12 protein-coding genes are annotated in these 13,475 nt (G+C 72.9%); 5 read left to right on the top strand and 7 right to left on the bottom strand.

Translation table 11 applies throughout. The annotated features are described in order from the left end of the window. Positions 1–8 precede the first annotated feature (8 nt). Complete coding sequence (locus ACZ6TB_RS19960) at positions 9–1,697, top strand: amylo-alpha-1,6-glucosidase (protein ID WP_465556001.1); 1,689 nt, start codon at positions 9–11, stop codon at positions 1,695–1,697. A 25-nt stretch (positions 1,698–1,722) separates the two neighbouring features. Here ACZ6TB_RS19960 and ACZ6TB_RS19955 read toward each other — a convergent pair whose 3' ends face one another. From ACZ6TB_RS19955 to ACZ6TB_RS19945, 3 genes are all read right to left on the bottom strand, one after another. Then, a complete protein-coding gene (locus ACZ6TB_RS19955) occupies positions 1,723–2,961 on the bottom strand; it encodes a GAF domain-containing protein (protein WP_465556000.1) in 1,239 nt (412 codons plus the stop codon). A 94-nt stretch (positions 2,962–3,055) separates the two neighbouring features. After that, a complete protein-coding gene (locus tag ACZ6TB_RS19950; RefSeq protein WP_465555999.1) occupies positions 3,056–4,756 on the bottom strand; it encodes a tannase/feruloyl esterase family alpha/beta hydrolase in 1,701 nt (566 codons plus the stop codon). A gap of 196 nt (positions 4,757–4,952) precedes the next feature. After that, on the bottom strand, positions 4,953–5,567 hold the full coding sequence (locus tag ACZ6TB_RS19945; protein ID WP_465555998.1) for a TetR/AcrR family transcriptional regulator: 615 nt from the start codon (positions 5,565–5,567) through the stop codon (positions 4,953–4,955). 96 nt (positions 5,568–5,663) lie between these two features. Here ACZ6TB_RS19945 and ACZ6TB_RS19940 point away from each other — a divergent pair, with 96 nt between their 5' ends. Further along, entirely contained in the window at positions 5,664–7,106 is a 1,443-nt protein-coding gene (locus ACZ6TB_RS19940) for an MFS transporter (RefSeq protein WP_465555997.1), read from the top strand. A gap of 393 nt (positions 7,107–7,499) precedes the next feature. Here ACZ6TB_RS19940 and ACZ6TB_RS19935 read toward each other — a convergent pair whose 3' ends face one another. From ACZ6TB_RS19935 to ACZ6TB_RS19925, 3 genes are all read right to left on the bottom strand, one after another. After that, the gene (locus ACZ6TB_RS19935; protein WP_465555996.1) at positions 7,500–8,177 is read right to left on the bottom strand and encodes a phosphatase PAP2 family protein; all 678 of its coding nucleotides are present in this window, start codon (positions 8,175–8,177) and stop codon (positions 7,500–7,502) included. A 124-nt stretch (positions 8,178–8,301) separates the two neighbouring features. Next, positions 8,302–9,447 carry a YVTN family beta-propeller repeat protein gene (locus tag ACZ6TB_RS19930; RefSeq protein WP_465555995.1) on the bottom strand — a complete coding sequence of 382 codons (1,146 nt, stop codon included), beginning with the start codon at positions 9,445–9,447 and terminating at the stop codon, positions 8,302–8,304. Next, positions 9,444–10,181 (bottom strand): polysaccharide deacetylase family protein, encoded by a 738-nt coding sequence (locus tag ACZ6TB_RS19925; RefSeq protein WP_465555994.1) that lies wholly within the window; start codon positions 10,179–10,181, stop codon positions 9,444–9,446. Before ACZ6TB_RS19925 ends, ACZ6TB_RS19930 begins: the two co-directional genes overlap by 4 nt. Positions 10,182–10,358: 177 nt before the next feature. On the opposite strand from ACZ6TB_RS19925, the gene ACZ6TB_RS19920 reads away from it, so the two are divergent. Then, positions 10,359–11,240, top strand: a complete 882-nt coding sequence (locus ACZ6TB_RS19920) for a COG4705 family protein (RefSeq protein ID WP_465555993.1) — start codon at positions 10,359–10,361, stop codon at positions 11,238–11,240. Between the two features lie 3 nt (positions 11,241–11,243). Here ACZ6TB_RS19920 and ACZ6TB_RS19915 read toward each other — a convergent pair whose 3' ends face one another. After that, positions 11,244–11,429, bottom strand: coding sequence for a hypothetical protein (locus tag ACZ6TB_RS19915; RefSeq protein ID WP_465555992.1), 186 nt, complete (start codon positions 11,427–11,429; stop codon positions 11,244–11,246). Between the two features lie 141 nt (positions 11,430–11,570). On the opposite strand from ACZ6TB_RS19915, the gene ACZ6TB_RS19910 reads away from it, so the two are divergent. Then, complete coding sequence (locus ACZ6TB_RS19910; RefSeq protein ID WP_465555991.1) at positions 11,571–12,956, top strand: FAD-binding oxidoreductase; 1,386 nt, start codon at positions 11,571–11,573, stop codon at positions 12,954–12,956. Continuing rightward, positions 12,949–13,475 (top strand): SDR family NAD(P)-dependent oxidoreductase (locus ACZ6TB_RS19905; protein WP_465555990.1); only part of this gene is annotated, 527 nt, incomplete at its 3' end. The genes ACZ6TB_RS19910 and ACZ6TB_RS19905, both read left to right, overlap by 8 nt.

Raw genomic sequence — 13,475 nt, 5'->3', positions numbered from 1 at the left:
CAGGCACCGTGTTCTCCCTCCACGACATCCCGTTCTCCTACCGCGGATCGTGGCTCGACGTCTCCCCGGTCATCGCCGAGAACACCTACGCCGATGACCTGCACCTGGTCTCCCATCAGACCGGCATGCACCCCGTCCTGCGTTTCGTCCCGTCGGCCGCCGGCGCCCGGATCGTGGCCACGCCGTCACTGCTCGGCTGGCATCACGACGACGGCCGGATCGAGCTCGCCTTCGAAAACGCGGACACCATTCGCGTACGCGGAAAAGGTCTCGGTCTTCGCCTGGCCGTCGCCGCCACCACGCTGAGCCCGTTCAGCGGCAGCTACCTCTACCGGGACCCGGTCTCCGGCGGCCACGTGCTCACCTCGTACGAGACCGGTCGCCGCTACCGGATCACGATGCTGTCCGGCACGATCGCCGACGCCGCCGGGATCGAGGCGCTCGGCGCCGTCGACCGCCACCTGACCGTGTCCGGCGACGCGCCCTGGGAGCTGGCGATCGAGGAGTTCCCCACCGGGCGGCCGCCGTACGCCGCGGCGTCGTCCTTCGACGACACGGCCGCCGCCACCGGCCGCCGGTTCGCCGCGTTCGCCGACGCGATCGCGCCGTGGCGCAGCGACGAGACCCCGGCCGCGGAGCTCGCCGCGTACGTGATCTGGTCCGCCACCGTCGATCCGGCCGGGTTCCTCGCCCGGCCCGGCATCCTGATGTCCAAGCACTGGATGGACAAGATCTGGAGCTGGGACCACTGCTTCAACGCCCTCGCCGTCGCCGCCGGCGAGCCCGCCCTGGCCTGGGACCAATTCCTGCTGCCGTTCGACCATCAGGACCCGACCGGCGCGCTGCCCGACTCGGTCACCCACTCCGAGGCGCTGTACAACTTCGTCAAGCCACCCATCCACGGCTGGGCGTTGCGCCGGCTGCGCGATCAGATCCGGCTCGACCGGGGGCAGCTCGAGGAGGCGTACGAGCGGGTGGCCGCGTGGACCCGCTTCTGGCTCGAGCAGCGCCGCGCCCCCGGCCGCGCGCTGCCGCACTACCAGCACGGCAACGACAGCGGCTGGGACAACGCCACCACCTTCGACGCCGACCGCGTCATCGAGACCGCCGACCTCGCCGCGTTCCTCGTCCTGCAACTGCGCGAGCTGGCCGCCCTCGCCGGCGAGCTCGGCCGCCCCGGCGACGCACGGCGCTGGCGGGAAACCGCGGACACGATCCGCGAGGCGATGCTCGGCGAGCTGTGGCAGGGCAACCGGTTCGCCGCCCGCGCTGCCTTCTCCGGACGCCTGCGGGCGAGCAGCAGCCTGCTCGACCTCATGCCGATCGTCCTCGGCGACGACCTGCCCACCGCAATCGGCGCCGAGCTGGCCGCGGCCATCGCCGGCCACCTCACCGATCACGGCCTGGCCACCGAGCCGGTCGACTCGCCGCACTACGCCGCCGACGGCTACTGGCGCGGGCCGATCTGGGCGCCCTCCACCCTGCTGATCGAGGACGGCCTGCGCCGCGCCGGCCACGTCGAGCTGGCCGACACGATCAGCCGGCGCTTCCGGGCGCTCTGCGAGAAGTCCGGCTTCGCCGAGAACTTCGACGCCGAGACCGGCGCCGGCCTGCGCGACCGCGCCTACACCTGGACGGCGAGCTGCTACCTGGTGATGGCGGCGGCGCACCAGCGGCGGCGCGGCTCCGATATTTGACGGCGGCGCGGGTGGAGGTGACCGATCAGCGGTGGAGATAGGCGGACAGGCCGCCGAGCTCCTCGCTGGCGATGAACACCGACCGCACGTTGAGGATGGCCTCCTCGACGTGGTCGGGGCAGCCCCAGGCCGCGTCGCCCCAGGAATCGGCGATCTTGATCTCGGCCGGTGCCGGGCAGCCGCGGGCGCCGCCGAGCTGGCATCGCTCGGGGTGCGGCCTGGCGGCCTGCTCGGTCGCCGCGGTGCGCATCCGGGCGGCCAGGTCGGCGGCCGCCGCGGCGCGTTCCTCGGCCTCGGCGCGCAGGCGCTGCTCCGCGCGCACCGCCGTGGCCAGATCGTCGTGGGCCGCCTTCGCGCGGGCCTCCGCGGCCGCCTTCGCCTGCTCGATGTGGTGGCGTTCGATCGCCAGGGCGGCGGTGCCGGCGAAGACCCGGGCGAGCGCGAGGTCCTCTTCCTGCGGGACGCGCGGGGTGCGGTGGTACATGGCGAAGGTGCCCAGCAGGCCGCCGTCCCGGGCCATGATCGGCGTCGACCAGCAGGCGCCCAGCCCGGCCCGGCCGGCGAGATCGCGGAAGTCGGTCCAGAACGGGTCGGTGGCGATGTCGGTGACGATGACCGGCTCCCGCCGGTGGGCGGCGGTGCCGCACGAGCCCACGCCCTCGCCGGTGGCGATCCCGTCGATGGCGTCGTTGTAGAAGCCGGGCAGGCTGGGCGCGGCGCCGTGGCGCAGGTGCCGGCCGTCGGGATCGGCGAGCAGAACGGAGACGAGCACCTCCTCCTGGGCGAGGTTCTCGATCGATCGAGCCATCCCGTCGAGCACCTCGCCGAGCGGCGCCTGCCGGGCGATCTGCTCCAGCAGGGCGCGGTGCTCGGCCATCAGCCGCTGGGCCTGCTTGACCTGGGTGGTCTCGACGCCGAGCACCCGGATGCCGGTCACGGCGTCGCCGGCGTCGCGGCGCGGCTCGTAGGTGAAGTCGAAGAACGCCTCCCGCGCGTGCGGACCGGCGCCGAGCACGAGCCGGACATCGCGGCCGGTGCCGGGCTCACCGGTGCGGTAGACCTGGTCGAGCTGGGGGACGAGGCCGGGCACGAGCTCGGCGAGCGGAAACCCGAGGCGGTCCGGCTCTCCGCCGACGGCCGCGAGGAACGCGGGGTTGGCCGCCTCGACCACGTGAGCCGGCCCGGCCAGCGACGCGAAGACGGCCGTGGACTGCCCGAACAGCGCGCGAAGATCGGTCGGCACCTGGCCCGATGCAGTCGTCACGTCGTGGCCTCTCACCTGCGGGTGCGTGGAATCACGCGTACCTTACGCGAGCACCTTCGTTTCCGCAGGCCACGGGCGGCCGCCCGGGCCCGGCTCAGCTGCTCTTGCGGGTCAGCCAGGTGTTCGCCGGCCTGAGCACCAACTGGGTGCCCACCGCCGTGCCCCAGGTCTGGTAGTCGCCGGAGAACAACCGCGATCCGAGCCAGTTGAAGTCGTCGCGCACCGGCTGCCGTGGCGTGGACGGGACGAAGTTCGCCGCGTCGTCGATGCTGCCGCTGCCGTCGTAGCGGGCCACCTGCGGATAGGGGTAGACCGGCCGCGTACGGGTGATGGCGCCGTTGTCGATCCTGGTTGCGACGATCTTCGACGGCACCCCTCCGCTCTCGGTCCACGCCATCACCGGGGTGAGCACGTCGAACGTGTTCGGGCCCTCGCCGCCGCCGCAGTGCGCGACACCGGGGAACAGGAACAGCTTGGCGAAGCTGTCGACGGCCCGCTTGCCGAGCGTCTTCTGCAGCGCGTCCCAGTACTCGAGCGTGCCCTGCGGGGAGATGTGCTGGTCCTCCCAGCCGTGCCAGAGCAGCAGCTTGCCGCCGTCGCGTTCAAAGGCGCCCAGATCGGGATCCATCGCGGACAGATAGCTGGACGACTGCACCGTGTCCCAGAAGCCCTGCACGGTCAGCTTCAGGTCCTTCAGCGTCCAGGCCGGGTCGACCTCGTTGACGAAGCCGAGGTACCGCGCGAACGACTCCACGAACATCTGGCTGCCGACGGTCTGACCCTGCGCGGCCGGGACGAACAGCGTCCAGTCGAGCTCCGATCCCCACTCGTGCGAGATCGCGGGCTCCAGGCGCTGACCATTGCCGGTCACCGCGCCGTTGTGCAACCGCCACACCACGCCTGCTTCGGCGGGGGTCAGGCAGGTCGAGGCGGCCTGGCCTTTCCTGCAAATCAGCGCGTACGGGTTGAACTGGCACGCCCGGGGATCGGTGAGCTGCCCATCGGCCAACCCGTCGAGCCGGTCGCAGGCGGCCAGCACCGCGCTGTGGATCATCGGCAGCTTCCCGGCGAGCAGGATGTAGTTGCCGTCGTCGTCGAGGTTGGTCAGCACGTTCCACGCGTGGTGGTAGGTGTTCTGCACGACCATGTCGTTGGCCGGGGCGCCGGCCGCGATGCCGTCGAAGTCGCCCGGGTACCGCTGCGCCTCCATCAGCGCCTCGCGGCCGCCGTCGGAGCACCCGGTGAAGTACGAGAACGCCGGCTTGTGGTGGTAGAACCGCGCGATGATCGCCTTGGCCACCTGCGACGTCACGTGCACGCCCCGGTAGGCGAAGTCGATCTGCGCCTGCGGGTTGTTCGCGGCCCACGAGCCGTCGTTCAGCCCCTGGTGGCCCATGTCGGTGGTGGCGACGGCGACCTGGCCGGCGACGACCGGCGGGCAGTTCGACGCCTGCCCGAAGTTGATGTTCGAGCTGCCGCACTCGCCGCCGCAGCCGGTCTGCACGTACCGCTGGGTCCAGCCGGTGGTGGGCAGCCGCAGCACGATCGTGTCGGCCGGCGCGATGGTCCCGCGCACCTCGCAGTAGGGGGCCGGGGTTCCGGCGGTCACGACGGTCGCGCTCGTGATCGTGACCGGCGCGTCGGTCACGCCGGTGAGGTCGAGACCGGTCACGGCCGAGCAGTCGATGGCCGGCTGGAGCGCGGGCAGGTCCCGCAGGCCCGCCGCGGTGACGCGGGGATGCGTCGTGGTGTGGGCCGATGCCGCGCCGCCGACGGTGGCGACCGTCGCGACCATGGCGACGACAAGTGCGCCGCCTAAAAGGGATCTACGCAGGGACTCATGCATGGACAGCCGCCTCCTCGGGGCACGCCGCTGTGGTGAGCACGCTACGGCTGGGTTACCGCCGTGACCCGGATGTTAGCGAGATTGTTAACGATCTGGAAGACAATGATGTTCGCAGATTTTGGGACCTTGATCAGCTGTGGAACGCCTATGCGGCCGCGAACACCCGGTCGAGGACGGTCTCGAGGTGCGCGATCGGGTCGGCGAGCTCGAGGGTCAGGTAGTCGTCGTACCAGACGCGGTAGGCGGCGACCGCGCAGGCGACCAGCAGCCGCCGCGGCCAGGCCGCCGGATCGGCGCCCGGGTGCCGATCCGCCAGCAGCTTGACGACCTCGGTCTCCTGCTCGGGCGGCCCGACGTGTGCGGCCCGGATGTGCTGGGATCCCTGCGCGACCAGCCGCAGCGCGATCAGCAGGTCACGGTTGTCGATCGCGAACCGGGCCAGCGCCACGAACGCGCCGCGGAGCACCTCGGTGTCCGCCTCGCCCGCCGGGGCGCCGGTGATCTGGCCGGCCACCACCGCGGTCATCCGGCGCAGCGGCTCGGCGACCACGTCCTCCTTGCCGGCGAAGTAGCGGTGGAAGGTGCGCGGCGCGATGTCCGCGGCCGTGCAGATGTCGGCGACGGTCACGTTGTCGTACCCCCGCTCGATGAACAGCCGCCACGCGGTCTCGGCGGTCAGCGTGCGGTTCTGCTCGCGCTTGCGGTCTCGCAGGCCGGTGATGTCCCGACTCCCGTCCGATCGTTGTGATGCCGCTCTCAACGGCGGCCGCCGTGCCCATCATCGCAACTTCTTCGTGGCAGGCTCTGCCTCGTGGCACATTCTGCCACGAGACCGATTCCCCGGGGAGCGACATCCATGTCCCAGACCGCCGAGCTGGCCGCACCACCCCACCCCGCCGCGCCGAAATGGACGAGCCGGCAGATCGTGATCATGCTGGTGATCGGCATCGGCGCGCTGCTGGTCTCGCTCACCCAGTCCCTGCTCGTGCCGGTCCTCGGCGAGCTCGCGACCGACCTGCACACCGGCGCCGACGGCGTCGCCTGGATCCTCACCGCGACCCTGCTCGTCTCCGCGGTGGCCGTCCCCGCGTACGGCCGCCTCGGTGACCTCTTCGGCACCCGCCGCATGCTGCTGATCGCGCTGAGCGCCCTGGTCGTCGGCTCGGCGATCTGCGGCTTCGCCGACAACGTCACCACGATGATCATCGGCCGCGCGGTGGTCGGCCTCGCCTCGGCGGCGGTGCCGCTGGGCATCACCCTGGTCGGCGTCGCCCTGCCGCCGGAGCGGGCCCGGTCGGGCATCGCGCTGGTCAGCGCCATGCTCGGCGTCGGCGGCGCGCTCGGCCTGCCGCTGGCCGGGCTCATCGCGGAGTACGCCGACTACCACTGGCTCTTCTGGATCTGCGTGATCGGCGGCGTGCTGGCCCTGCCGGCCGTGCGCCTGCTGGTGCCCGAGCCCGCGCGCGGCGCCAAGGGCAGCTTCGACATCCCCGGCACGGTCCTGCTCGGCGCGGGCATCCTCGCCCTGCTGCTGCCGCTGTCCCAGGGCGAGTCGTGGGGCTGGGGCAGCGCCCGCACCATCGGGCTGCTGATCGCCGCCGCCGTGCTGCTGGCCGTCTTCGTGCTGGCCGAGCTGCGCATCAAGTCGCCGCTGGTGGACGTGCGCACCACCGCCCGGCCCGCGCTGCTGCTGACCAACATCGCGTCGCTGTGCGTCGGCTTCGCGCTGTTCGCGACCCTGATCGGCACCGCCTCCTACGTGCAGGCGCCGAAGGAGACCGGCTACGGCTTCGGCGCGTCGGTCCTGGTCGGCGGCCTGTGCATGCTGCCCGGCGGCCTCGGCATGCTGATCTTCTCGCCGGTCTCGGCCAAGCTCAAGCCGCGCACCGCCCTGATCGTCGGCGCGCTGATCATCGCGGTCGGCTTCCTGTCGCGCATCTGGCTCACCGGCGCGATCTGGCAGATCGTCGTGGGCGCCAGCATCGCCGGCATCGGCACCGGCATCGCGTACGCCGCCATGCCGGGTTTGATCATCCACGCCACGCCGCGCTCCGAGCTGGCCGCCGCCAACGGCCTCAACACCCTGTTCCGCAGCGTCGGCAGCTCCCTGGCCAGCGCCATCGGCGGCGCGATCCTGGCCGGCGTCACCATCAAGCTCGGCGCGTTCGAACTGGCCTCGCTGACCGCCTACCGCATCCTGTTCGCCGTCTGCGCCGGCGCGGCCGTCCTCGGCGCCCTGCTCGCGCTGCTCATCCCCAAGCACGCGGAGACCGCCGACGCGGCCATGCACGACGCATAGCCGACAAGCTCGGCGCTTCATTGCCGGGGGTCGGGAGAATCAGGGTGGATCTGGATGACTACCCGGATGGCCCGGCCCCCGGTCGCGGAGCCGCCCGCTGATCCGGTGGACGCGGTTCATCTGGTCGACTACGCGATCGACACCGACGGCCCGAACTCCTCGGCCATCCTCACCGGCGCGGTCGGCGACTTCGGCACCGCGGCAACGACGAAGCCGGACGGCCGGCTTGCGCTCACTCTCCGGCACGGGACCGTGCGGCTGGACGTCAGCGCACTGGAAGGCCGGCTGGCCGACGCGTTCCGGGCATTGCCCGCCGATCCGCGCACGTGCTCCGGCTCGGTCACGGTGCGGGCGTCCGCCCCGATCGTGGCGGGCACCGGCGCCTACGCAGGCCTACGGGGCACGTTCGACCTGACCGCGGTGGCCGACGAGGTGGAGAAACCGCCGTGCGACGGCACCGGCGCATTCGTCGCCCAGACGATCATCATCAGCGGGACCGGCGCGGTCACCGGACTCTGAGGGACTCGCCGGCGGAATCAGCGCTTCGGCGGCCGGCACGATCATCGCGACGAACAGCCACGCGCCGACGACGTCGGACGGCCAGTGCACGACCAGCGCCACCCGGCTCACCCCCACCGCCACCGCCCAGGTCAGGGCGGCGGCGACCAGGGCGATGCGCGGCCGGGAACGGCGGAGCGCCGGCACACCCACGCCGATCAGCGCCAGCGCGGCGGCCGCGCTCGCGGTCGTGTGCCCGGACGGGAACGACCAACCGGCCGCCGTGGACAGCCGCGGCCACGGCCGGGGGCGCGCCACCAGGTTCACCACGATCAGGCGCAGGCCGACGCACCCGAGCATGACCGCGGTCACGAAGGCGGCGTCCCGGCGGCGGCCGGCCGCGGCCAGGCCCACGACGCCCACGAGGGCGACGATGGTGAGCGCCACCGGGCCGCCGGTCACCGTGATCGCCCACATCAGGGCCCGCCAGGCCGGGTGGTCGAGGCCGGCCCGCAGCGCGGCCGCGCTGATCGCCGCGTCGAGACGCAGCAACGGTGCGAAGCGGGCGACCACGAGACCCCCGCGGGCAGGTCCTTGACGACGCCGCTGCCGGTGACCGCGGCGGCGCTGGCCGCCGCCCGAGGCAAGGGCGGCGGCTGCCTGCGTTCTTCCGGGTCGCCGACGAGGCGTGCGCCGGTCAGCGCAGGATGCCGGTGTGGCCCAGCGAGTAGCGGCCCGGCTGCGGCCAGACGCAGAGCCCGTGCGGCTCGGCGCCGACCGGGATGCGGGCGATCAGGTGGCCGGTGGTGGTGTCGATGGCGTACACCTCGTGGTCGTAGCGGCCGGAGAGCCACAGGACGTGGCCGTCGGCGGAGACGCCGCCCATGTCGGGACTGGCGTGGCCGGGCAACTGCCACCGGGCGACCAGGCGGCCGGTGCGGAAGTCGAGGACGGACACGCTGCCCGCGCCGCGGTTGGCGACGTAGAGGCGGCGGGAGTCGCGGCTCGGGTAGAGGCCATGGGCGCCGTCGCCGGTGGGGAGGAAGGCGCGTACGGTCATCCGGTCGCCGTCGATGAGCCAGACACCGCTGGTCTGCATGTCGGCGACGTACCAGGTATGCCCGTCCGGCGAGATCTTGATGTCCTGCGGCATGGCGTGACCGGGCAGGTGAAGCCGCCCGATGAGGCGCTGGGCGGCGGTGTCGACCTTGACCAGGTCGCCGGAGAACTCGCAGGTGGCGATGAAGTACCGGCCGTCGGCCGAGAAGTCGGCGTGGTTGACGCCGTCGCAGCCCACCGGCAGCAGATGCCGGGGCGCCATGGTGTGCGGGTCGCTGAAGACGATCGCCCGGCGCGACTCGGCCATCACCATCGCGAACCGGCCGTCCGGCGTGAAATAGAGGTTGTACGGGTCGTCGACCGGCACGGGCCGGCCCAGGCGGCCGGTGGCCGGGTCGATCGGGATCAGCGTGTTGCCCGCGTTGTCGTTGATCCACAGCGTGCGCAGGTCCCACGACGGCACCACGTGCTGCGGTCCGTGCCCGGCGGGAACGGTCCGGATCACTTTGTACGTCCGCGGATCGATCACGGACAGGGTGTCGCTGCCGAAGTTCGGGACGTAGACCAGCGGCCGGGCGTGTGCGGCGACGGCCGCCAGGTGGCCCGGGCGGTCGGCGGCGTAGACATCGGCCGGGTCGAGAGGCGGCGGCATCCCCGGCAGCAGCGTCGCAGCGTTCGTGGTCGCGGGCGACGACGCGCGCGGTTCGGCCGGCGCCGGGGCCGAGGTGCAGCCCGCGAGCAGGATCGCGGTGGTCGCGGCCGCGGCTCGGCCGAGCCGGTTCATGCGAACAGCTCCGAGGCCGTGACCGGGCGCAGCCCCCGGGCGCCCAGACCGGCCAGGATGCGGGCGATGGCCGCGACGGTTCCCTCGTGACCACAGTGCAGGCTCACGATCGACCCGGGGCGGACCGCGGCGAGGGTGGCGGCGACGATCGCGGCGGCGCCCGGGTCGGTGAAGTCGCGCGGGTCCACGTCGTACGACAGGCACGTCGGGTAGCCGGCCCGGCGGGCGGCGGCTTTGATCGTCGCGGTCGCGTACTGCGTCTGCGACGGGCGGAACCAGCGTCCGGGGAAGCCGGCCACGCCGTGGATCGCTCGCGCGCAGGCGACGATCTCGGCGTACGCCCGCTCGGGTTTCATCTTCTTGATGTCCGCGTGGTGCTGGGTGTGGTTGCCGAGCTCGTGGCCGCGGGCGAGGACGGTCCGGCCGAGGCCCGGGTTCGCCGCCAGCCAGGCGCCGACGGCCAGCACCGTGACGCGGGCGCCGCCGTGCTCCAGCTCGTCGAGCAGGGCGCTCACGATCCGCGGATCGCCCTGGCCGTGGAAGGTCAGCGCGACCTGGGGCCGGTCGCGCGGGCCGTGCCGCACCTCGTCGGGAAGGGCCGGAGGGGCCGGGGTCGTCGCGGGTCTCGTCGTGGGTGCGGTCGTGGGCGTGGGGGAGGGCCGCGCGGAGTCGCAACCGGCGGCGGCGCCGAGGGAGAGGGCGGTGACCGTGCGGAGGGCGTCACGACGATGCATGCGGCGGATGGTAGGGAGACGGCCCTAAGAGAGAGCTGAATACGCGTGCATATCCTACAACTTGTAGGTGATGTTGTGCGCCGGATCCGGCGAGTCGCGCCGCGGCCCCTCGTGCCGACCCCATGCTTCTGGAAGTGCTCAGCCGGAATCACGGGCCGGAATCACGGGGAGAGACAAATGAACAAGCAGCCGGAACTGTTCACCGAGATGGACGTGGCCGGCGCCGGCCGGTACGTCATGAAGAAGCTGCCCGAGGTCACGCTCGCGTTCTGGATCATGAAGATCGCCGCGACCACGCTCGGCGAGACCGCCGGTGACCTGTTCGCCCAGACGCTGGGACTCGGCTACTTCCTCACCACGATCGCGCTGTTCATGATCTTCGTGGTGACGCTGGTGATCCAGCTGCGGTCCCGCGCGTACAACCCGTTCTTCTATTGGACGGTGATCCTGTCGACCAGCATGGCCGGCACCACGATGTCGGACTTCATGAACCGCGACACCAGCTACCTTCCGGCCGGGGAGGAGGCGCTCGGCTGGGGACCGCAGGGTCTCGGCCTGGGCTACCCCATCGGGGCGGCGATCCTGGTCTCGCTGCTGATCGTCATCTTCGCGGTCTGGAAGTCGACCGGGCTGACGTTCCAGATCCGGGACATCGACACGTTCCGGGGCGAGGTGCTGTTCTGGGCCGCCATCCTGGTCTCCAATACGCTCGGGACGTCGATGGGTGACTTCCTGTCCGACAGTTCCGGGCTCGGCTATGCGGGCGGCGCCCTGCTGATCGCCGGGCTGCTCGCGGTGCTGTTCGGGCTCAAGTACACGCCGGCCGTACCCAATGTCGTGTTGTTCTGGCTCGCGTTCGTCCTCACCCGGCCGCTCGGCGCGACCGCCGGCGACTTCCTCACCAAGCCGGCGGCCAAGGGCGGGCTGGCGCTGGGCACGCTGGGCTCGTCGCTGGTGCTGCTCGCGGCGCTGTTCGGACTGATGGCGTACGCCCACACGCAGGAACGCCGCCGCGGTCTGCACCCGGGCGACCGGATCCACACCGCGCGCCCCGCCTGAACCTCAGGAGGGCAGCGGCAGCGCCAGCAGCAAAGCCACGACCACCGCCCCGTTCAGCGACTCCGCCACCAGCACGGTGCGCGCGCCGGTGGGCGTGGCCACGCCCTCGGCGACGATCAGGAACAGCTCGTCGTGGGCGCCGGGTAGGTGCCGCTGCTCCCGGACCCGCCGGCCGACCGCCTGCCGCATGGTGCTGATCAGGCCCCGCCCGGCGACGGTAGCGGCGCGAACGCCGGCCCGGCAGGGGTCTTCAGCACCTCTTCCGGTCCCCCGGACGGGCCGGTCGCTTCAGCCCTCGTTCAGGTGACGCGCCGCATCGTGTGCCTCGTGGTGAGACAAGGACGACCGGCGTTGATCGGCGGATGGGGACGGGCGACCGGCAGCCGGGCCCTGGTGGCCGCGCCGGTGACGGACGAGGACTGGGCCGGCCTGTTCACGGAGGCCGGGCCACGGGGGCTGATCGCCCGCGGGGGCGGCTGCGCCTACGGCGACGCCGCGCAGAACGCCGGCGGGCTGGTGGTCTCGACGCTCGGCGAGACCACTATCGGCGACGTCGACCCGGTCGGCGCGACCGTCGAGGCCGGGGCCGGCGTCACGATCGGCGAGCTGGTCCGACGGCTGGCGCCCGGCGGGTGGACGCTGCCGGTGGTGCCGGGCTCGTCGTCGGTCACGGTCGGCGGCGCGATCGCCGCCGACGTCCACGGCAAGAACCACACGCGCTACGGGACGTTCGGCAACCACGTGGCCGCCATGACCGTCCACACCCCGGCGTACGGCGCGATGGCGATGAGCGCGGCCGTCAACGCCGAGGAGTTCTGGGCGACGGTCGGCGGGCTCGGCCTCACCGGCGTCATCCGCCGGGCCACGCTGCGCCTCGTTCCGCTCGACTCGTGGTGGGTCCGCACCGTCGGCGAGCCGCGGCCGAGCCTGTCGTCCGTGCTCGACCGGCTGCGGCTTGCCGCCGCGACCAGTGAGCACGCGGTCGCCTGGGTCGACCCCCGCGGCGCCGGCGTCGTCACCCGGGCGGTCACCGCCCGGCCCGGCGCGCGCGATCCGGAGCAACCGTCCCGGCCCGGCGGGCGTGATCCGGGGCGACCGTCCCGGCCGCGCGCCACCCCGCCGCTGCCCGGTAGGGGCATCGCCTGGCCGCCGGTGACCGCCGCCGCCAACGCGGCCCGCCGGCTGGCGGTCGCGGTGCGGCCCCGCCGCCTCCGGTCCCTCACCGACCTGCACTTTCCGCTCGACGCGCTGCCGGGCTGGCCGCGGCTGCACGGCCGCCGCGGCCTGATCCAGCATCAGTTCACCGTCCCGTTCGGCGCCGAGCACGTGCTCGAGGAGGCGCTGCGATCCACCCGCGACGCCGGGCATCCGCCGTCCCTCACGACCGTGAAGGTCTTCGGCGACGGCAGCCGGGCGCCGCTGTCGTTCCCGGCACCCGGGTGGAGCCTCGCGATGGACTTCGCCGCCGACCCCGCCCTGGCGCCGGTCCTCGACCGCCTCGACGACCTGATCGCCGCGGCCGGCGGCCGGGTCTATCTGGTCAAGGACAGCCGCGTGCGGGCCGGGTCCGTCGCCGCCATGTACCCGGGGCTGGCCCGGTGGCGGGCAGTCCGGTCCATGCTCGACCCCGACCAGGTCCTCGTGTCCGACCTGGCCCGCCGCCTCCGGCTCACCGACCAGCGGGTCACCGACCACGTGGGCGGCCGCCGTGCGTGACGGACTGGGCCGCCCGCAGACCGTGCTGCTGCTCGGCGGCACCTCGCAGATCGGCCAGGCGATCGCCACCGAGCTGCTGCCGGAGTCGGGCACGCTGATTCTGGCCGGCCGCGATCCGGTCGCCCTCGACGAGGCGGCGGCGCGGCTGACCCGGCCTGCCCGCGACGTGGCGACGCTCCACTACGACGCGCTGGCCCCGGCCGCCGCGATCGTCGACCTGCTGGCGGTGGCCGCCGCCCGGCACGGCGACCTCGACGTGGTGGTGCTCGCGGTCGGCGTGCTGGCCGGCGAGGCGGCGCTGACCGAGACGGCGGCGTTCGAGCACGCCATGCGGTCCACCATGGCCGGGCCGATGCTCGCCGTGCACGCCACCGCCGCCCGGCTGCGCGAGCAGGGGCACGGGACCCTGGTCGTGCTGTCCTCGGTGGCCGCCGTCCGCACCCGGGAAGGCCTGCTCAGCTACGGGGTCGCCAAGGCGGCTCTCGACAACTACGCCCGCCGCGTCGGCGCATCATTAAG

It is taken from the genome of Actinoplanes sp. NPDC051537, assembly GCF_055586105.1.
This window is presented reverse-complemented; position numbering and strand designations above follow the sequence as displayed.

Coding starts and splice junctions, on each gene's coding strand:
- ACZ6TB_RS19950 (WP_465555999.1), bottom strand. CDS start 4,756: ATGGTCGCGACGGTCGCCACCGTCGGCGGCGCGGCATCGGCCCACACC.
- ACZ6TB_RS19940 (WP_465555997.1), top strand. CDS start 5,664: ATGTCCCAGACCGCCGAGCTGGCCGCACCACCCCACCCCGCCGCGCCG.
- ACZ6TB_RS19930 (WP_465555995.1), bottom strand. CDS start 9,447: ATGAACCGGCTCGGCCGAGCCGCGGCCGCGACCACCGCGATCCTGCTC.
- ACZ6TB_RS19925 (WP_465555994.1), bottom strand. CDS start 10,181: ATGCATCGTCGTGACGCCCTCCGCACGGTCACCGCCCTCTCCCTCGGC.
- ACZ6TB_RS19920 (WP_465555993.1), top strand. CDS start 10,359: ATGAACAAGCAGCCGGAACTGTTCACCGAGATGGACGTGGCCGGCGCC.
- ACZ6TB_RS19915 (WP_465555992.1), bottom strand. CDS start 11,429: ATGCGGCAGGCGGTCGGCCGGCGGGTCCGGGAGCAGCGGCACCTACCC.